The following is a 19,627-nucleotide window of genomic DNA, read 5'->3' as shown; positions in this document are numbered from 1 at the left end:
GGTCGGGCCGCACCAGGCGGTCCGACCCCGCCTGACGGTCCGACCCCCTGAGGTCCGGCCCCGCCTGACGGTCCGGGCGTCCCGGTCAGGGCAGCGGGCAGGAGACCCGCCCGGCGTCGAGCGCACGCTCCTTGCGGATCGAGGCGAAGCCGTAGCCCACCGTCGTGACGCAGAAGTCGGCGGTCGAGCCGGTGTACTCGACGTGGAAGACGGGCTTGCCGGCCTCGATGAAGGGCAGCAGCTTGGCGCACTGGCCGAGCCGGACGCACTCCTCGTTGACCGCGAAGTCGAAGTCCGGGGCCAGCGCCGCGAGCTGCGGCACGTCGTTCATCAGCCCGGGGGAGAGGTCCAGCGACCGCGCAAGCGTGGCCAGCCGGCGGTTGAAGACCAGTTGGTCGTCGAAGTCGAGCGGAAAGCCGGATCGGTACAGGTAGCCGTCCGCGTCGGCCAGCGCCACCGCGCCGAACCCCTTGCCCCGACAGAGCCGGAACCGGTCGGCCAGCACCGGCTCGAGCGTGTCCCACTGCCGGACGTCCAGCCAGCGGCTCTGCGGCCGGTGGCCGGCCGCGCCGCGCACCGGGTCCGGCAGGCGGCTCGCGTCCGGGTCGGTCGCCAGCACGGAGCCGACGTGCACCTGGCAGGCCAGGCGCCGGTCGCGTGACCGCAGCTCGGCGGTCTCCGCGGTCGTGGTGCGGACGGGGTCCAGCAGGAACACGTCCGCGTCCACGCCCGGGTCGAGCCGGCCGCTGAGCTGCCACTGCCACTGCCAGCGGCGGGCCGACTCGGACGGCCACGGGGTCGGCGCCCCGGGCGGGGTGATCTCCATCCGGCACCCGTACGCCGGAATCAGCAGGAGCAGCACGGCGGCCGCGGACACCGCCCGGCGCAGCCGGCACCGGGCGGCGCGTTCGCGCAGCCGGATCCGCATCGGCAGCTCCCGGGTCCCGGACGGCGTCCCGCCGTCCCCACCGGTACGCCGCCCCCACGTCGGCGCACCTCACCCGGGGAAACGAGTGCGGTGCCGCCGACGACTCGCCCGGTCAGCGCGGCGCGGCGAAGACCTGGGTCCAGTACGGTCCGTTGCTGCTCGCGATGCCCACCCCGATCTCGGTGAACGCGCAGTTCAGGATGTTGGCCCGGTGCCCGGAGCTGTTCATCCAGGCGTCCATCACCGCGGCCGGGGTCTTCTGGTTCCAGGCCACGTTCTCGCCGTAGGTGCGCCACTGGTAGCCCACCCGCTCGATCCGGGTCCCGGCGTTGCTGCCGTCGCTGCCGGTGTGCGACATGTTCCGGTGGTCGGCCTGGTCCTGGCTGTGCCGCTGGGCCGCGGTCATCAGCTTGTCGTCGATGGTCAGTGCCTTGCAGCCGGCCTTGGCCCGCTCGGCGTTGACCAGGTCGACCACCTCGCGCGCCTGGGCGCTGACGGTGCCGCTCGGCGCGGTCGTGGTGCCGCCGGCGCTCGGCGCGCTGCTCCGGTCGACGTTGCGCCGCGACGGCGCGGTGGTCCGGGACGGCGCCGGGGTGGGTCGGCTGGTCCGGCTCGCCGACGGCGTGGGGCGCGCGGTGGTGGGCGAGGCGGTCGCGGAGGGAGCGGCCAGCGCGTCGCCGGGGAAGGTCTCGTCGGTCGGCAGCGCGGGACCGGCGGCAACGGTGTCGTCGACGGCGGACGGGTCAGCCGTGTCGCCGCCGGGCATGGCGAGCGCGCCGACGCCGAGGCTCACGACGAGGGTGGCCGCCGCGGCGGCGCCGCCGATGACCAGTGGCCGAGGGAACCGGCGACGGGAGCGGTGGCGCCCCTCGGCGTCGCCCTGCCCGCCGTCGGCGTCGCGCCCCGCGGCCGGCGAGATCGGGGCGGTGGCGTCGTCCGCCGGCCACCCGCCGGGCACCGGACCGCCGTCCCGGTCGCCGTACGCCGCCCACCCGTCGGTCGCGGGCGCGGCGTTCCCGGCGCGGTACGCCGGCCAGGTGTCGGTCGCCGCGGTGTCTCGCTCGCCGTGCGCCGACCAGGTCCCGGTCGCCGGGTCGGTGTCGTGGTACGCCGCCCAGGCGCCGGTCGCCGGGCCGGCGTACCGGTCGGCCGGCCGGTCGCCGTAGGCCGGGCCGGCCGCGGTGGACCCGGTGGCCCAGTCGCCGGTCGTCTGGGCGGTCCAGCCGCCGGTGGACGGCTCTGCGGCGCCGTCCCCGGCGGCTGGACCGTACGGCCGACCGGTGGACTGGTCCGCCGCCCACCGCCCGGTCCGCTCGGCGGACCAGTGCGTGGTCGACTCGTCCCGCCAGTCACCGGTGGGGAGGTCCCGGTGCCAGCTGCCGGTCGGTTGCTCGTCCCGCGGCGTCGGCTCGGCGGACCAGCGGCCGGTCGGCTGCTCGCGCCATGCTTCGGCCGGCCGTTCGCGGCGCGCGTCGTCGGCCGGCTGCTCGGGGTCGTCACCGAACAGGTAGGCCGACCGTGGCTCCGGGCGGTCGGTCAGCCAGGCCGGGTCGCCCATCGGCGGCTCCGGACGCCGGGCGGCGCCATCCGGTTCGTTCGGGTCGGTCCAGCCGTACACGCCTTGGCCTCCAGGGGTCGGTTACGGGCCGGGGTGACGCTACGGGTGCCTCGCGACCTGCGGCAACGTGGCTAAGAAAGAGTTAAGGGGAAGTCGGACGCCCCGGTGCGGACTTCCCAGCAATGGAGGCGTACAGTTAAGGCGTCCGGACAGAGCGTGTCCGTGCCGCGTGGCAGCCCCCCGGCGAGTGGTCAGGCCGACGTAGAGATGATCTACGGCCTGCGAGAACTTGACGAAGGGGGGGTTTGCGGCTCAATATATAGGTGTCGCCAGTCGCGCCCGGTCATGCCCAGATACAGCTGGAATGGCAGTCGCGAACACGTGGGCGCGCGTTGGCCGGCTTTCCGGCAGCGCATATCAAGGAGTCAACATGGCGAAGGCCCTCTACGGCCACGTAGGTGCAGCGCCCGACCGGCGTCTGCTCGACGAGGTCACCCGACTGCGTGCCAGGGTTCAGGCACTCGAGTTCGAGCTCACGCGTCTGCGTGCCGAAAATGATCGGCTCGCCGCGGCCGCGAGCGAGGCGGACGATCTGCTCCGGCTCGCCGAGCCCGCGCTCACCTGACCCGCCACGTCGAAAAACTGAATCGCACCACGCAGAAAACGCGCGCCGACACTGTGTGCCGGCGCGCAGCTCTGTCTCCACACTTTTTCCGGCCGCCATTTATTCGATCTTGCCGTGATCCGGTGCGGAACTGCGTCGACACTTTCCGGGAAAACGGCGCTCCGGATCCGTCGCGTGAACGGCGATCGCCTTTGCCGCGGCGTACCGATGACCGTTCCGTGGCCGCCCCGAGCGGGCTGGAACCGCACCGTCGGCGGGATCGGAAGGCGGGTCGCGTGGCGCGCACGCGGGCGGCGCGGGTTAGTCTGCGGGTTCACCCAGGTCCGCGCAGCCGGCGACGGTACGGCGGCCACCGGACGAGGATCGGGAAGTGCATCTCAAGAGCCTGACGGTGAAGGGCTTCAAGTCCTTCGCCTCCGCGACGACGCTGAAGCTGGAGCCGGGGATCACCTGCGTGGTCGGCCCGAACGGCTCCGGCAAGTCCAACGTCGTCGACGCCATCGCCTGGGTGCTGGGCGAGCAGGGTGCCAAGGCGCTGCGCGGCGGCAAGATGGAGGACGTCATCTTCGCCGGCACCGCGGGCCGGGCGCCGCTGGGCCGGGCCGAGGTCACGCTCACGATCGACAACACCGACGGCGCGCTGCCCATCGAGTACACCGAGGTGTCCATCACCCGCCGGATGTTCCGCTCCGGCGAGAGCGAGTACGAGATCAACGGCAACTCCTGCCGGCTGCTCGACATCCAGGAACTCCTGTCCGACTCCGGCATCGGCCGGGAGATGCACATCATCGTCGGCCAGGGCCGGCTCGACGGCATGCTGCACGCCAAGCCGGAGGACCGGCGCGCGTTCATCGAGGAGGCCGCCGGCGTCCTCAAGCACCGCAAGCGCAAGGAAAAGGCGCTGCGCAAGCTCGACGCGATGCAGACCAACCTGAACCGGCTGACCGACCTCACCACCGAACTGCGCCGCCAGCTCAAGCCGCTCGGCCGACAGGCCGAGGTGGCCCGGCGGGCCGCGGCCATCCAGGCCAACCTGCGCGACGCCCGGCTGCGGCTGCTCGCCGACGACCTGGCCACCCTGCGCGCCACCCTGGACAAGGAGATCGCCGACGAGACCGCGCTGCGGGACCGGCGGGAGCAGGTCGAGGCGGAGCACGGCGAGGTGCAGCAGCGCCTCGGCGAGCTGGAGGCGGCCCTGGCGGAGGACGCGCCACTGCTCGCCGCCGCCCAGGACACCTGGTACAAGCTGTCCGCCCTGCAGGAGCGGTTCCGGTCGATCGAGCAACTCGCCCGGGAGCGGCTGCGCCACCTCAGCGCCACCCCCGACGACGAGCGTCCCGGCCGCGACCCGGCCCAGCTGGAGGCGGAGGCGGAGCGGGTCCGCGAGCAGGAGGAGGAGCTGCGCGCGGCGCTCACCGACGACCAGATCCGGCTGGCCGAGGCGGTGGAGCACCGCCAGGAGCTGGAGCGCCAGCTCGCCGCCGCCGAGCGGGAACTGGTCGCCGCGGCCAAGGCGATCGCCGACCGCCGGGAGGGGCTGGCCCGGCTGACCGGCCAGGTCAACTCCGCCCGGGCCCGGACCACCAGCGCGGGCGAGGAGATCGAGCGGCTCGCCGTCGCGCACGCCGACGCGCTGGGCCGGGCCGAGAAGGCCCAGGCCGACCTGGACGCGGTGGCCGCCCAGTCCACCGAGGCGGACCGGGACAACGCCGACCTGGACGCTCGGCACGACGAGGCGGTCGCCGTGCAGGAACGGGCCCAGGCCGCCGTCCGGTCGCTGTCCGACGCCGAGCGTGCCGCCGAGAAGGACGCCGCCACCTGGAAGGCGCGCGAGGAGGCACTCGCGCTCGGCCTGCGCCGCAAGGACGGCGCGGGCGCCCTGCTGGCCCGGGCCGGGGAGGTGCCCGGCCTGCTCGGCAGCCTCTCCGGGCTGCTCACCGTCGCGCCGGGGCACGAGGCCGCGCTGGCCGCCGCGCTCGGCGGTCTGGCCGACGCCGTCGCGGTGAGCGGCGTGGACGAGGCGATCGAGGCGATGCGGCTGCTGAAGATCTCCGACGCCGGGCGGGCCGGACTGCTGGTCGGCAGCCCGGCCGGCCCCGGCATGGACGGCCCGACCGACGCGCTGCGTCCGGCGCTGCCCGCCGGCGCGCGCTGGGCGCCGGACCTGGTGGAGTGCGGCGAGCAGCTGCGGCCGGCGGTGCACCGGGCGCTGCGCGACGTGGTCCTCGTCGACGATCTGGCCGTCGCGGCCGAGCTGGTCGCCACCAATCCCGAGCTGCGGGCGGTCACCCCGGAGGGCGACGTGGTCGGGGCGTACGCGGCGGCCGGCGGGTCGGCCAAGGCGCCCAGTTTCATCGAGGTGCAGGCCGCCGTCGAGGAGGCGCGGGCGAACCGGATCGCCGCCGAGCGGACCGGCGGCGAGCTGCGCGAGCAACTCGTCGAGGCGCGGGCCGAGGTGGCCGCCGCCAAGGAGGCGGTGCAGCACGCGGCCGCGGCGAAGCGGGAGGCGGAGAGCCACCGCAACGCCGCCGCCCGCCGGCTCGCCGAGCTGGGCGCGGCGGCCCGATCGGCGAAGGCGGAGACCGACCGGCTCGGCGAGTCCCGGGCCCGCGCGGAGGCGGCCCGGGAACGTGACCTGCTGGCCCTGGCCGAGCTTGAGGAGCGGCTGCGGCTGGCCGAGGAGACCCCGGTCGACGCCGAGCCCTCCACCGAGGACCGGGACCAGCTGGCCGCGATGGCGCCGCAGGCCCGGCAGAACGAGATGGAGGTCCGGCTGGCGGTGCGTACCGCCGAGGAGCGCGTCTCCTCGATCGCCGGGCGCGCGGACTCACTGCGCCGGCAGGCCACCGCCGAGCGCGCCGCGCGGGAGCGGGCCGCCGCCCGCCGCGCCGCGCGGACCCGCGGCGCGGCGATCGCCCGGGCGGTCGCCGGCGGAGCGCGGGAGGCGCTCACCCGACTGACCACCTCGATCGCCACGGCCGAGGAGCACCGGGACGCGGTGGCGCGGGAGCGCGCCGCGCGGGAGGCCGAGCTCCAGGAGGTACGCGGCGCGGCCAAGCGGCTCGGCACCGAACTGGAGCGGCTGACCAGCCAGGTGCACCGCGACGAGGTGGCCCGTGCCGAGCAGCGGCTGCGCATCGAGCAGCTGGAGGCGAAGGCGGCCGAGGACTTCGGCCTGGACGTGGAGACGCTGGTCGCCGAGTACGGTCCGACCCAGCCCGTCCCGCCGACCCAGGCGGACGTCGCCGCGGCCGAGCGGGACGGCCTGCCGGTGCCCGAGCCGGTCCGGTACGAGAGGCCGGTGCAGGAGAAGCGGGCCGCGAAGGCGGAGCGCGAGCTGGCCCTGCTCGGCAAGGTGAACCCGCTCGCGCTGGAGGAGTTCGCCGCGCTGGAGGAGCGCTTCAAGTTCCTCTCCGAGCAGCTGGAGGACCTCAAGGCCACGCGGCGGGACCTGCTCACGGTGGTCAAGGACGTCGACGACCGGATCCTGGAGGTCTTCGCCAGCGCGTTCGCCGACACGGCCCGGGAGTTCGAGCAGGTCTTCACCGTGCTCTTCCCCGGCGGCGAGGGACGGCTGGTGCTCACCGACCCGGACGACCTGCTCACCACGGGCGTGGAGGTGGAGGCCCGGCCCCCGGGCAAGAAGATCAAGCGGCTGTCGCTGCTCTCCGGCGGTGAGCGGTCGCTGACCGCGGTGGCCATGTTGGTGGCGATCTTCCGCGCACGACCCAGCCCGTTCTACATCATGGACGAGGTGGAGGCGGCGCTCGACGACGTGAACCTCGGCCGGCTGATCACGCTGCTGGCGCAGCTGCGGGAGAAGAGCCAGTTGATCGTCATCACGCACCAGAAGCGGACCATGGAAGTCGCCGACGCGCTGTACGGCGTGACCATGCGCGGCGGGGTCACCCAGGTGATCAGCCAGCGGCTCAGCCGGGCCGACGAGGAGAACGAGCGGCAGGGCCGCGGCGAGGAGAACGGGTAGTGGCTCGGGAACGTGCGAAGGCGCTCCTGGTGGACTTCGACGGCGTCCTGCGACGCTGGGACCCGGCGGTCGCGGCCGGGGTGGAGCAGCGGTACGGCCTCGCCGGCGGGGTGCTCACCGAGATCGCCATGCAGTGGGGACGCCTCCAGCCGGTGCTCACCGGCCAGGTCAGCCACGCCGACTGGATGACCAGCGTGGCCGACGCGCTGGCCGAGCCGGCCGGCGGGCCGGAGCGGGCCCGGGCGGCGGTCGAGGAGTGGCAGACCTACCGCGGCGAGGTGGACGCCGAGGTGCTGGACTTCATCCGGGAGGCGCGGGCCGGCGGCGTCCGGGTGGGGCTCGCCACCAACGCCACCGACCGGCTCGACGACGACCTGGCCGCGCTCGACCTGACCGGCGAGTTCGACGCGGTGGTCAACTCGTACCGGCTCGGGGTGAACAAGCCGGCCAAGGAGTACTTCCAGGCGGCCTGCCAGGCGGTGGCGACCCCGCCGGACCGGGTGCTCTTCACCGACGACGAGGACTGGTCGGTCCGGGGGGCCCGGGCCGCCGGGCTCTCCGCCCACCGCTGGACGGGGCCCGGCGACCTGCGCTACCTCCGGGCCGCGCTGGCGTACTGAGGCGGGCGGCCGGGGGCGCCGGTCACTCGCCGGTGACGCCGTCGAGGCGTTCGCGGATCAGGTCGGCGTGGCCGTTGTGCCGGGCGTACTCCTCGATCAGGTGCACGTAGATCCAGCGCAGGTTGAACACCCGGGCCTTCGGGCCCACCTCGGTGAACGTCTCGTCGAGGGACCGGCCGGCCGCCGCGGCCCGGGCCAGCTCGACCTCCCGATGGAAGATGGCGAAGTCGGCCTCCGGGTCGCCGGCGCCGGCGTCGAAATCGGCGTCCGGCTGCTCCGGGGTGAAGTACGGGTAGTCGACCTTCTGGCCGGCGAAGTTCTCCCGGAACCACCAGGCCTCCACCTCGGCCAGGTGGCGGACCAGCCCGAGCAGGGTCAGCCCGGACGGCTCGACGCTCGGCGTGGTCAACTGCTCGCGGGTCAGGCCGGCGCACTTCAGCAGCAGGGTCTGCCGGTGGTAGTCGAGCCAGCCCTCCAGCATCGTGCGCTCGTCGGCGACGTACGGCTCGGGGGTGCGGGTGATCTCAGGTGCTCTCCAGGTCATCCCGACATGATCCACGGGAATCCTGACACCCGGCGACCGGATATCAGGGGACCACGACGACCGGCCAGCGGCCGGTGCGCACCAGGCGGGTCGCCACCGACCCGACGAGCCGGTGCCCGGCCTGCTCGGAGGTGCCGACCACCACCAGGTCCGCCTGGAACTCGTCGGCCGCGTCCCGCAGTTCGGTGTACGCGTCCCCGCGCCGGCAGACGAACGTGACCGGCAGGTTCAGCTCGTCGGCGCCGCGGCGGAAGTCCCGGCGCAGCTCGGCGGCCAGCTCGTCCTGGGCCCGCTGGATCGCCCCGGCGTCCACGCCGGGCATCAGCGCGGTGAGCCCGTTCGGCGCGCTGACGAAGACGACCACGAGCGCCGCACCCTGCCGACGCGCCAGCCCGGCGGCGTACCACCCGGCCCGCGCGGAGGTGCGCGTGCCGTCCACGCCGACCAGCACCACGCGGGGGCCGTCCGTGCCGCGCTCGAACGGCAGCGGTCGGGCCTCCGGACCGTACTCCTCCCGGTCGGGTGCTCCCACGCTCACGGCCGCCTCCTCATCTCCGCTCGCCGGTGCCGACCACGGGGGTGCCGGGCGGCCAGCCCGCGGCCGTGGCCGTGCGCGCTCTCCACTATCGCTCGGATCCGGACGGGTTCCCAGGCCACCATAGGACTTGGTTGCCCAAAGCAACAACACGAGCGGCGAGTGGGATGTTCCGGACATCCCTGGGTGTCGCACGGGGCGCACCGGCCGCCGGCCCCGCCGGCCGGCCGCGGTGCACACCGCCCACGGACGCGATCAGGACCAGGCGTCGTTGAAGCGGCCGAGCAGCCGGGCGAACTCCGCCACGTCCTCGGCCGGCCAGCTCTCCAGCGTGCCCCGGATGTGCCCCATCCGCGCCGCCCGCGCCGCGTCGAACCGGCGCTGCCCCTCCTCGGTGAGGCTCAGCTGCGCCGCCCGCCGGTCGGTCGGATCCGGGACCCGCCGGACCAGGCCGAGCGTCTCCAGCCCGCGAATCTGCCGGCTCAGCGTCCCCTTGCCGATGCCGAGGCGGGTGGCCAGGTCCGTCAGCCGCACCGAGTCGCAGCGGCGCAGCCAGAGCAGCAGCCCGTACGCGTTCGGTTCGAGGTTCTGGTGCACCTCCCGGGCGACCTCCCAGGAGACCGCCCGGCCCCGCCGTAGCAGCGCGGTCAGCTCGTGCTCGACCGCGCGCAGGGTCTCCGCGTGCTGCTCATCCACGGCGTAGAGAGTACGGGGCGGGGGTCAGGCGGCGTCGGTGAGCCGTTGCCGCATCACCGGCCGCAGATGCCCGTCGCTGGTGGTGCCCTCGATGGTGACCTCGGCGGAGCGGCCCCGGTGCACCAGGGTCGCCACCGCGTTGCCGAAGTACGGGCCGGCCAGCTTGCGCCACCGCACCCCGGGCCGGCGCACCCCGGCCGAGCGGGCCAGCGCCCGGGTGGCCGTGGCCGGGCCCGACGACCAGCCGAGCCGCATCAGCGGGCGCATCGCGGCCGGCACCTGGTTGTGGATCGGCGAGCAGGTCAGCTGGTGCACCGGGGTGGTGACCGCCGGGTCGCCGAACCGGGCACGGGCCACGTACGAGTGGTGCACGTCACCGGAGAGCACGCTGATCGACGCCGGTGGCGCGTACGCCGGGCCGGCGCCGACCCGGTCGCCCGGGGCGCCCGGGGTGCCGCTGCCGATCCGCGCGAAGGTGGCGCCGAGCGCCTCGAACGACCGGCGGAAGGCGGCCCAGTGTTCCAGGTCCAGCGCCCGGCGCAGCTTCTCGCCCAGGCGGGCCACCCATTGCCGCCGGGAGTCCGCCAGCCGCTCGTTCCACGCCTCGACGTGGTGGATGCCGGGCGGCAGCAGCCAGGGCAGCGACGCGCCGACCACCAGGTGGTCGTAGACGCCGTGCGCCTGGTCGAGGAACCACGACCACTCGCCGGGTGGCAGCATCGCCCGCTTGCCCGTGTCGAGCACCCGGCTGCACCGGTTGTCGAGCATGACGAGGCGGGTCCGGCCCAGGTCGAGCGCGTAGCTCCACTGGTACTGCACCGCGCGCCACCGTTCCGTGTCGTGTGCGAGGTCGGACTCCTGGTCCACCCGCTGCCCGAACTCGCGCAGCACCCCGGTCGCGTCCTCGGCGGCGCTGACCTTGGCGAAGACCGGATCGGCGGCGACCTCGTCCGGCGACAGGTTGCCCAGGTGCTGGTAGACCCAGTACGACGCGAGGCCGCTGCAGATCCGCTCCGCCCACCACGGCTGCGCCCGGGCGTCGGCCCGCCAGGACGCCGAGGTGTTCCAGTCGTCGATGATCTCGTGGTCGTCGAAGATCATCACGCTCGGCACGGTGGAGAGCAGCCACCGGATCTCCGGGTCGCGCCATGACTCCAGGTAGAGCTTGGTGTACTCGTCGAAGCTCACCACCTGGTCGGCCGGCGCGCCCTCCGGCCGCCGCCGGCGGCGCCGGAGCAGCTTGCGCACCGTGGGCGAGGTGATGTCCGCGTAGACCTGGTCGCCGAGCAGCACCAGCAGGTCGGGACGCCCGTCCGGGTCGGGGTCGGCCATCAGCCGCCGGGCGTACGCGTCGAGCGCGTCGGGCGGGAGCTTGCGGGTGGTGGCGTGCTGGGTGGTCTCCCGGCAGGAGCCGAAGATCATCCGGACCGGCTGGTCGCGGTCGTCGGCGGCCCGGGTGCGGATCACGCTCGGCGGGAACCCGGACCGGGGCTCCGGCCACACCACCTCGTCGTCGACCAGCACCTGGTAGGTGGTCGTGCTGTCCGGGGTCAGCCCCTCCACCACCACCAGAGCGTAGTGGTGGTCGTACGCGGTGAAGGTGGGCGCGATGCCGGTGGCGCCGTCGGCGGTGCGGACGGTGACCACCGCGGGCGCGCCGGTCTCGACCCAGACGGTGGCCCGCGTGCCGACGACCCGGCGCAGCAGCGGGCCGATGAGCAGGTGTGGGGCGGGCATGACGGGACCTCCGGGGACGAGCGGACTTCATCTTTACTACCCGGCCGGCGGTCGCACCACTGCTGGCTGTGACCGAGCCTACCGCCGCTTCCCGAGGGGTTCGGGGTGGCGTGATGGGGACGCCGTCGCCGGCATCTGACAGGATTTCGGCATGACGGAATACCTCCTCATCGCACTCGCCCTGCTCGGCGTGCTGATCCTCGGCGCCCTCGGGCTGGTCGTACCGCGCCTGCGCCGCCGCCCGGAGCCACCGCTTCCGACGACGGAGGTCGAGACACGGGCGGAGGAGGACCTCGCCGGCCCACCGGTCGAGGCGCCGGAGGCCGAACTCGCCACCGGAGTGCTGGTCGAGCCGCCCGTGGTGGAGGTTCCGGCGCCGGTGCTGGAGGTCCCGGAGCCGACCGCCGGGCGACTGGTCCGGCTGCGCAGCCGGCTCTCCCGCTCGCAGGGCGTCTTCGGCAAGAGCCTGCTCGGGCTGCTCAGCCGGGACCACCTGGACGAGGACACCTGGGAGGAGATCGAGGACAGCCTGATCACCGCCGACGTCGGCATCGACGCCACACGCGAGATCGTCGACCGGCTGCGCGAGCGCACCCGGGTGCTGGGCACCCGCACCGCCGGGGAGCTGCGCGCGCTGCTCGCCGCCGAGCTGGTAAACGCGCTCGACCCGACCCTGGACCGCGCGCTCCGGACGGAGCGCAAGGACGGCGTGCCCGCCGTGCTGCTGGTGGTCGGCGTCAACGGCGCCGGCAAGACCACCACCTGCGGCAAGATCGCCCGGGTGCTGGTCGCGGACGGCCGCAGCGTGGTGCTCGGCGCCGCGGACACCTTCCGGGCCGCCGCCGCGGACCAGCTGGAGACCTGGGCCGGGCGGGTCGGCGCCGAGACGGTGCGCGGCCCCGAGGGCGCCGACCCGGCGAGCGTCGCCTTCGACGCGGTCCGGCGCGGCATCGACACCGGGGTCGACACGGTGCTGATCGACACCGCCGGCCGGCTGCAGAACAAGGTCGGCCTGATGGACGAGCTGGGCAAGGTCAAGCGGGTGGTGGAGAAGCACGGCCCGATCGACGAGACGATCCTGATCCTGGACGCCACGACCGGGCAGAACGGCCTGGAGCAGGCCCGGGTGTTCACCGAGGTGGTCAACGTGACCGGCGTGGTGCTGACCAAGCTCGACGGCACCGCCAAGGGCGGCATCGTGATCGCGGTGCAGCGCAAGCTCGGCATCCCGGTGAAGCTCGTCGGCCTCGGCGAGGGGCCGGACGACCTGGCGCCGTTCGACCCGGCACAGTTCGTCGACGCTCTGCTGGGCACCGAAGCCGCCGCACGGGACGCGTAGTCTCGGGTGACCACCGACGATCGCGCGTACGCGGGCTGGCGCGACCCGAGCCACCCCTCACAGCGCCTGGGGAGACCGTACGTGACGTCACAGGAGATCCCGCTGCACGGCGGGAACGTGAGCACCGTGGTCCGGGTCGGCGACACGGTCCGGCGCAACGCCGGGCCGTGGACTCCCTCGGTGCACGCCCTGCTGCGCCATCTGGAGTACGTCGGGTTCACCGGCGCCCCCCGCGCGCTCGGCATGGACGAGCGCAACCGCGAGGTGCTGTCGTACCTGGAGGGGGAGTGCGGGGAGTACCCGCTCGCCCCGCACTGGGTGACCGACGAGGCCCTGGTGACCGTCGCCACCATGCTGCGGATGTTCCACGACGCGCAGTACGGCTTCGTCCCGCCACCGAACGCCGTCTGGCGCTCGTTCGGCCCGCCGCCGCCGGACACCGAGGTGATCTGCCATCACGACGCCGCCCCGCACAACGTCATCTGGCGGCCGGACGGCACGCTCGGCCTGATCGACTTCGACCTGGCCTCGCCCGGCGCCCGGATCTACGACGTCGCGTACGCGGCGTGGACCTGGGTGCCGATCTTCTCCGACCGGGACTCGATCACCCTCGGCTGGAAGCACCCGGACCGCCCCCGTCGCCTCCGGCTCTTCGCCGACGCGTACGGTCTGATCCCGCGCGACCGGCACCGGCTGATCCGGACCATCCGCAAGCGGATCGTCGACCACGTCGAGGGGATCCGGCGGATGGCCGCCGCCGGCGAGCCGGCCTTCGTCCGGATCGTGCACAAGGGGCACCTGCGCCGCCCGATGCGCGACCTGCGGCTGCTCGACTATGAGCGGCACGCCCTGGAGCACGCGCTGCGCTGAGAGGGGGCGGTGGACCGTGCCGGCCGGTCGGACATCGACGCCGGCCGTACGGGCGATCCACCGCCGTCCATGACGCCCGACGGACAACCCGCTTCACACGTACGAAACAACCCGTCACCGAACGGAAACCGGCATGGGACCCTCGGTGAAACAGCAGGCAACCAAGCTTCCGCGCAACCGGCCTACGGGCGACGCTGCCCCGGAAGCCGCGAAGGAGGGAACTTCACCTTAGGAGGCCAGCGTGCCTGAAGCACCGACGATCGACTCCGGCAACACCGTATGGCTGCTGGTGTCGACCGCGCTCGTGCTCCTTATGACACCGGGACTGGCGCTGTTCTATGGCGGCCTCAACCGGGCCAAGGGCGTACTCAACATGATGATGATGAGCTTCACGGCGATCGGGCTCATCTCTGTTCTGTGGTGGTTCTACGGCTTCAGCATCGCGTTCGGTAGCGATGTCAACGGCTTCTGGGGCGACCCGGCGGCCTACCTCGGCACCAAGACCTTCCTCGCCGAGACCGACCTCTGGGGCGCGACCGCCGAGAACCCGAGCGGCATCGGCGTCCCGCTGTACGTCTTCATGGCGTTCCAGATGGTCTTCGCGGTGATCACCGTCGCGCTGATCAGTGGCGCCATCGCCGACCGCGCCAAGATCGCCGGTTGGCTGCTGTTCGCCTTCGGCTGGGCGACCCTGGTCTACTTCCCGGTCGCGCACTGGGTCTGGGGCGGCGGCATCATCGGCGGCGACATCCACGCGCTGGACTTCGCCGGCGGTACCGCCGTGCACATCAACGCCGGAGCCGCGGCCCTGGCCGTCGCGCTGGTGCTCGGCAAGCGGCTGGGCTGGCCGCGGGAGGGCATGAAGCCGCACAACATCCCGCTGGTCGCGCTCGGCGCCGGGCTGCTCTGGTTCGGCTGGTTCGGCTTCAACGCCGGCTCGGAGCTGACCGTCGACTCCGTCGCCGGCCTGGCCTTCATCAACACCCAGCTCGCCACGGCCGCCGCCGTGCTCGGCTGGATCGTGGTGGAGTGGATCAAGGACCGGAAGCCGACGATGGTGGGCGCCTCCTCGGGCGCGATCGCCGGTCTGGTCGCCATCACGCCGGCGTGCGGCTTCATCGCCCCCTGGGCGTCGGTGCTGCTCGGCCTGGTGGCCGGCGCGGTCTGCGCGCTCGCGGTCAGCCTCAAGTACAAGCTGGGCTACGACGACTCCCTCGACGTCGTCGGCGTGCACTTCGTCGGCGGTTGGATCGGCTCGCTCTGGCTGGGCCTGTTCGCCACCAACTCGGTCAACGCCGCGATCACCGACGTGGTCGGCGCCTCCGACGGCCTCTTCTACGGCGGCGGGGTGACGCAGCTGGGTCGGCAGGCTCTGGCCGGTGTGATCGTGAGCGTCTGGTCCTTCGGGATCGCCTGGCTGATCGCGTTCGCGATCGAGAAGACCATCGGCTTCCGGGTCCGTTCGGAGGACGAGGTCGGGGGTATCGACATCGCCGAGCACGCGGAGAGCGGCTACGACCTCTCCCCGGCGGGCGGCGGCAGCGGCGGCGCGTTCGCGATGGCCGGCATCGCGCCGAGCGGCGCCAAGCCGGCGGCGGGCGAGCCCGCGGCGGCGGAGCCCGCCGAGCCGGTCAGCGAAAAGGTCGCCGGTTAACGTTCTCGGATGGAGGGGTTGGACATGAAGCTGGTGACCGCGGTCATCAAGCCCTACCAGTTGGACGCGGTGAAGGAGGCCCTGCACGCCCTCGGGGTGGCCGGGCTGACCGTCAGCGAGGTCCAGGGGTACGGGCGGCAGAAGGGGCACACCGAGGTCTACCGGGGTGCCGAGTACACCGTCGAGTTCCTGCCCAAGATCCGGGTCGAGGTGCTCACCGACGAGATCGACGTGGAGAAGATCGTCGACGCGATCGTCGGCGCCGCGCGTACCGGAAAGATCGGCGACGGGAAGGTCTGGGTGACCGCCGTCGAGGAGGTCGTCCGGGTCCGTACGGGCGAGCGCGGTCTGGACGCCCTGTAGGAGAAGCCACGATGACCTCGTTGACCGGGAGGGCCGCGCCGGGAACCCCCGCTCCCGCAGGCGCGACCCGCCCGGTCGACGGGGTCCTCGCCATCTCCGGCGTCGGCGCGGAGGCGCGGCAGCGGCGGGCCGGCGCGTACGACGCGTTCCTGGCGCCGCTGCTGCCGCCCCGGCCGGGGGTGGCGCTGCTCGCCGTCGGCGGGCTGGGGCGGCGGCAGTGCGCCCCGCACGGCGACCTCGACCTGGTGCTGCTGCACGCCGGCGTGCCCGGCGTCGACGAGTTGGCCGCCGCCATCTGGTACCCGGTGTGGGACGCCGGGCTGCGGCTCGACCACTCCGTCCGCACCGTCGGCGAGGCCCTCTCGGTCGCCCAGGACGACGTGAAGGTGGCTCTCGGGCTGCTGGACGCCCGGCTGGTCGCCGGCGACCCCACCCTCGCCGAGTCGCTCATCCGCAGCGCCGCCGACCACTGGCGGCGCACCGCCGTCCGCCGGCTCCCGCACCTGCGCGAGATCACCGCCGCCCGCTGGCAGGCCCACGGCGAACTGGCCTTCCTGCTCGAAGGGGACCTCAAGGAGGCCGCCGGCGGGCTGCGCGACGTGGGCATCCTGCGGGCCGTCGCGACCGCCGGCGTCACCGACGCGCTGCGTCCCGCCGTCCGGGCCGCGCACCTGCGGCTCCTGGACGTCCGGGACGCGCTGCACGAGCAGGTCGGCCGCCGGGTCGACCGGTTGGTCGCCCAGGAGCGGGACGGGGTGGCCGCGCTGCTCGGGCTGGAGGACGGCGACGCCCTGCTGCGGCGGGTGGCCGGCGACGCCCGTACCGTCAGCCACGCCCTGGACGACGCCTTCCGCGCCGCCGATCGGCTGCGCGGCGGCCGGTCCCGGGTCGGCGCCGGCCGCCCGGTCCGCCGCCCGGTGGCCCGGGACGTGGTGGAGCACGACGGTGAGCTGGTGCTCGCCCGGACCGCGATCGGCGCCCGCCCGGATCCGAGCCTGTCCCTGCGGGTGGCCGCCGCGGCGGCCACCACCCGGCTGCCGATCGCCCGGGCGACCTGCGAGTGGCTGGCCGCGTACTGCCCGCCGCTGCCCACGCCGTGGCCGGCCGACGCCCGGGCCGCGCTGACCACCCTGCTCGGCGCCGGCCCCGGACTGGTCCCCGCCTGGGAGACCTGCGACCGGTACGGCCTGGTCGACGGCTGGCTGCCCGAGTGGACCCGCGTGCGCAGCCTGCCCCAGCACAACCCGGTGCACCGGTTCACCCTCGACCGGCACCTGGTGCAGACCGCGTTCGAGGCCAGCCGCCACTCCCGCGACGTGGAGCGGCCCGACCTGCTGCTGCTCGGCGCCCTGCTGCACGACATCGGCAAGGGGCTTCCGGGTGACCACAGCACGGTGGGTGCCCCGATCGCCGAGGCGGTGGCCGCCCGGATCGGCCTGCCCGAGGCCGAGGTGGCGCTGATCGGCACGCTGGTCCGGCTGCACCTGCTGCTGCCCGACGTGGCCACCCGCCGGGACCTGGCCGACCCGATCACCATCTCCGGGGTCGCCGAGGCGGTCGGCGACGCGGCCACCCTCGACCTGCTGCACGCCCTGGTCCGGGCGGACGCCGCCGCGACCGGGCCGGCCGCCTGGTCGGACTGGAAGGGTCGGCTCGTCGCCGAGCTGGTCGGCCGGGTCCACACCGCCCTGGACAGCGGTGTGCTGCCCGCCCCGCCCGCGCCGGACCCGGCGCTGCTGGCCGAGCCCCTGCCGGTGGTCCAGCTCAGCGGTGACCGGGTGGCCGTCGCCGCGGCCGACCGGCGTGGCCTGCTCGCCACGGTGGCCGGCTGCCTGGCCCTGCACCGTCTGGAGGTGATCTCCGCGGACGCCTCGACGGTCGACGGGCGCGCTCTGGTCGAGTGCCGGGTACAGCCCCGGTACGGCCTCGCGCCCGACCCGATCGGGCTCACCGCCGACCTGCGCCGGGCGGTCGCCGGCGACGTCTCCGTCACCCAGCGGCTGCGCGGCCGGGCCCTGGCGGCGCACGGCTCGGGGGCCGCGCCCCGGGTCGTCTGGCACCGGGAGGCGGCCACCGACGCGGCGCTGTTGGAGCTGCGCGCCGCCGACGCCGCCGGGCTGCTCTACCGGGTGACCTGCGCGCTCGACGAGGCCGGCGCCCAGGTCCGGGCGGCCCGCATCTCCACCCTCGGCGGCGACGTGGTGGACGCCTTCTACCTGGTCGGCGGCTGGCCCGACGACGCCACCCGCGCCCGCCTGGAGGCGGCTGTCCTCGGCGCGGTGTGACGACGACGGCACCCGGACCCGCGTGGAGGATGCCCTCCTCGCCGCGGTGTGACCGGGGTTCGCCGCCGCCGGGCGGCGTCCGCGCCCGCCCGCTACGTCCAGTCGCGTAGCCGCGGAGCCGCCCGCCGGCCGACGCGCCGACGCCCGCCGCGCGGAACCCTCGATGGCATGAACCTGCCTGTGCAGACCGAAGGACTCACCAAGCGGTACGGCGGCCTGACCGCCGTGCGGGATCTCGACCTGACCGTGCGGGCCGGCGAGGTGTACGGCTTCCTCGGCCCCAACGGTGCCGGCAAGACCACCACCCTGCGGATGCTGCTCGGCCTGGTCCGCCCCACCGCCGGCACCGTCCGGCTGCTCGGGCGGCCACCGGGCGCCGGGCAGCTCGCCTCGGTGGGCGCGCTGATCGAGGGACCGGCCTTCTATCCGTACCTCTCCGGGCGGGAGAACCTGCGGGTGCTGGCCCGCTACGCCGGCGCCCCGGCCGACCGGGTGCCGCTGGTGCTCGACCTGGTCGACCTCGCCCAGCGGGCCGGCGACCGGTACGCCGGCTACTCCCTCGGCATGAAGCAGCGCCTCGGGGTGGCGGCCGCCCTGCTGAAGGACCCGCGCCTGCTCATCCTCGACGAACCCACCAACGGACTGGACCCGGCCGGCACGGCCGACATGCGGCGGCTGATCCGCCGGCTCGGTGCCGCCGGCTGCACCGTGCTCCTCTCCAGCCACCTGCTCGGCGAGGTCGAGCAGGTCTGCGACCGCGTCGGAGTGATCTCCCAGGGCCGGCTGGTCGCCGAGGGCAGCGTCGCGGACCTGCGCGGCGCGGCCGGCCTGCGGGTGCTGGCCGAGCCACTGGACGGCGCGGCCGAGCGCGCGAGGACCCTCCTCGGCGCGGACCGGGTGCGGGTGGTCGACGGCGGGCTGGAACTGGCCGTCGAACCGGAACGGGCGGCCTGGCTGAACACGGAACTCGTCCAGGCCGGGGTGGCGGTACGGGAGCTGCGCCCCCGCGAGCGCGACCTGGAGCAGGTGTTCTTCGAACTGATCGGAAAGGAGACGGCCGATGTCCGGTAGCTTCCGGGCCGAGCTGGTCAAGCTGGTGCGGCGGCCGGCCGCCTGGCTCCTGCTCGCCATCACGCTGGTGCTCGCGGCGCTCTTCACGTACGTCTTCCCGTACGCCGGCTACGCCGGCGGCACGGGTGGCCCGAACAGCGAGCGAGGACTGCCCGCGCTGCTGCCGGACCAGTTGGTCGGCAACTCGCTCGGCGGGCTGCCGGTCTTCCTCGGCGCGATCGTGCTGATCCTCGGCGTGCTCGTGGTCGGCGGCGAGTACGGCTGGGGCACCTGGAAGACGGTGCTGTCGCAGGGGCCGTCCCGCACGGCCGTCTACGCCGGCAAGCTGGCGGCGCTGGGGGTCGCGGCATTGGTCGTCGTCCTGGCCGTGTTCGGCGTCGGCGCGGTGGGCAGCGCGCTCATCGCCGCCGCCGAGTCGCAGCCGGCGCACTGGCCGGGGCTCGGCGACCTGCTGACCGGGGTCGGGGCGGGCTGGCTCATCGCCATGATGTGGGCGATGCTCGGTGTCGTGCTGGCCGTCGCCCTGCGCGCCGTGGCCCTGCCGGTCGGGTTGGGCCTGGTGTGGATGCTCGCCGTGCAGAACCTGCTGGCCGCCATCGCCGCGCCGCTGCTGGACTGGGTGGCGCAGCTGCAGAAGGGCCTGCCCGGTCCCAACGCCGGGTCACTGGCGGCGGCGCTGGGCGCGTCCTCGGACACGCCGGGGGTGACGACGTCGGTCGGTGGCGGGCAGGCCGCGCTGGTGGTGGCCGGCTATCTGGTCGCGTTCGCGGCGGCCGGCGCGGTGCTGCTGCGCCGGCGGGACATCGACTAGGCGGGC

The 19,627-nt window shown here is 74.4% G+C and carries 16 protein-coding genes; 10 read left to right on the top strand and 6 right to left on the bottom strand.

All coding sequences use genetic code 11. The features are described 5' to 3' along the window. Positions 1 to 85: 85 nt before the first annotated feature. Positions 86 to 928: an endo alpha-1,4 polygalactosaminidase gene (locus O7603_RS14350; RefSeq protein ID WP_281576205.1), complete on the bottom strand. Its 843-nt coding sequence runs from the start codon at positions 926 to 928 to the stop codon at positions 86 to 88. A gap of 112 nt (positions 929 to 1,040) precedes the next feature. Then, positions 1,041 to 2,486 (bottom strand): CAP domain-containing protein, encoded by a 1,446-nt coding sequence (locus O7603_RS14345; RefSeq protein ID WP_281576204.1) that lies wholly within the window; start codon positions 2,484 to 2,486, stop codon positions 1,041 to 1,043. Between the two features lie 430 nt (positions 2,487 to 2,916). On the opposite strand from O7603_RS14345, the gene O7603_RS14340 reads away from it, so the two are divergent. From O7603_RS14340 to O7603_RS14330, 3 genes are all read left to right on the top strand, one after another. Beyond that, entirely contained in the window at positions 2,917 to 3,111 is a 195-nt protein-coding gene (locus O7603_RS14340) for a hypothetical protein (RefSeq protein WP_091591078.1), read from the top strand. 370 nt (positions 3,112 to 3,481) lie between these two features. Further along, positions 3,482 to 7,096, top strand: a complete 3,615-nt coding sequence (gene smc / locus O7603_RS14335) for a chromosome segregation protein SMC (protein WP_281576203.1) — start codon at positions 3,482 to 3,484, stop codon at positions 7,094 to 7,096. Beyond that, positions 7,096 to 7,716: an HAD-IA family hydrolase gene (locus O7603_RS14330; RefSeq protein ID WP_281576202.1), complete on the top strand. Its 621-nt coding sequence runs from the start codon at positions 7,096 to 7,098 to the stop codon at positions 7,714 to 7,716. Before smc ends, O7603_RS14330 begins: the two co-directional genes overlap by 1 nt. Positions 7,717 to 7,738: 22 nt before the next feature. Here O7603_RS14330 and O7603_RS14325 read toward each other — a convergent pair whose 3' ends face one another. The 4 genes from O7603_RS14325 to O7603_RS14310 form a co-directional block, all read right to left on the bottom strand. Continuing rightward, on the bottom strand, positions 7,739 to 8,260 hold the full coding sequence (locus O7603_RS14325; protein ID WP_281576201.1) for a DinB family protein: 522 nt from the start codon (positions 8,258 to 8,260) through the stop codon (positions 7,739 to 7,741). Between the two features lie 43 nt (positions 8,261 to 8,303). Further along, positions 8,304 to 8,798, bottom strand: a complete 495-nt coding sequence (locus O7603_RS14320; RefSeq protein ID WP_281576200.1) for a universal stress protein — start codon at positions 8,796 to 8,798, stop codon at positions 8,304 to 8,306. Positions 8,799 to 9,050: 252 nt separating this feature from the next. Then, positions 9,051 to 9,491, bottom strand: coding sequence for a MarR family transcriptional regulator (locus tag O7603_RS14315; RefSeq protein ID WP_281576199.1), 441 nt, complete (start codon positions 9,489 to 9,491; stop codon positions 9,051 to 9,053). Between the two features lie 24 nt (positions 9,492 to 9,515). Further along, the gene (locus O7603_RS14310; protein WP_281576198.1) at positions 9,516 to 11,228 is read right to left on the bottom strand and encodes an alkaline phosphatase D family protein; all 1,713 of its coding nucleotides are present in this window, start codon (positions 11,226 to 11,228) and stop codon (positions 9,516 to 9,518) included. A 151-nt stretch (positions 11,229 to 11,379) separates the two neighbouring features. Here O7603_RS14310 and ftsY point away from each other — a divergent pair, with 151 nt between their 5' ends. The 7 genes from ftsY to O7603_RS14275 all read left to right on the top strand — a co-directional run bounded on the left by ftsY (position 11,380) and on the right by O7603_RS14275 (position 19,621). Continuing rightward, positions 11,380 to 12,567: a signal recognition particle-docking protein FtsY gene (ftsY, locus tag O7603_RS14305; RefSeq protein ID WP_281576197.1), complete on the top strand. Its 1,188-nt coding sequence runs from the start codon at positions 11,380 to 11,382 to the stop codon at positions 12,565 to 12,567. Positions 12,568 to 12,573: 6 nt separating this feature from the next. Further along, the gene (locus O7603_RS14300; RefSeq protein ID WP_281576196.1) at positions 12,574 to 13,437 is read left to right on the top strand and encodes an aminoglycoside phosphotransferase family protein; all 864 of its coding nucleotides are present in this window, start codon (positions 12,574 to 12,576) and stop codon (positions 13,435 to 13,437) included. 241 nt (positions 13,438 to 13,678) lie between these two features. Further along, the gene (locus O7603_RS14295) at positions 13,679 to 15,091 is read left to right on the top strand and encodes an ammonium transporter (protein WP_281576195.1); all 1,413 of its coding nucleotides are present in this window, start codon (positions 13,679 to 13,681) and stop codon (positions 15,089 to 15,091) included. Between the two features lie 24 nt (positions 15,092 to 15,115). Next, entirely contained in the window at positions 15,116 to 15,454 is a 339-nt protein-coding gene (locus O7603_RS14290) for a P-II family nitrogen regulator (RefSeq protein WP_348651077.1), read from the top strand. 11 nt (positions 15,455 to 15,465) lie between these two features. Beyond that, positions 15,466 to 17,739, top strand: a complete 2,274-nt coding sequence (locus O7603_RS14285; protein WP_281576193.1) for a [protein-PII] uridylyltransferase — start codon at positions 15,466 to 15,468, stop codon at positions 17,737 to 17,739. A 168-nt stretch (positions 17,740 to 17,907) separates the two neighbouring features. Then, entirely contained in the window at positions 17,908 to 18,810 is a 903-nt protein-coding gene (locus O7603_RS14280; RefSeq protein WP_281576192.1) for an ABC transporter ATP-binding protein, read from the top strand. Further along, entirely contained in the window at positions 18,800 to 19,621 is an 822-nt protein-coding gene (locus O7603_RS14275; protein ID WP_281576191.1) for an ABC transporter permease subunit, read from the top strand. The genes O7603_RS14280 and O7603_RS14275 overlap by 11 nt, the downstream gene beginning before the upstream one ends. The last annotated feature ends 6 nt before the right edge of the window (positions 19,622 to 19,627 follow it).

This window comes from Micromonospora sp. WMMD812, assembly GCF_027497215.1.
Taxonomy (GTDB): domain Bacteria; phylum Actinomycetota; class Actinomycetes; order Mycobacteriales; family Micromonosporaceae; genus Micromonospora.
This window is presented reverse-complemented; position numbering and strand designations above follow the sequence as displayed.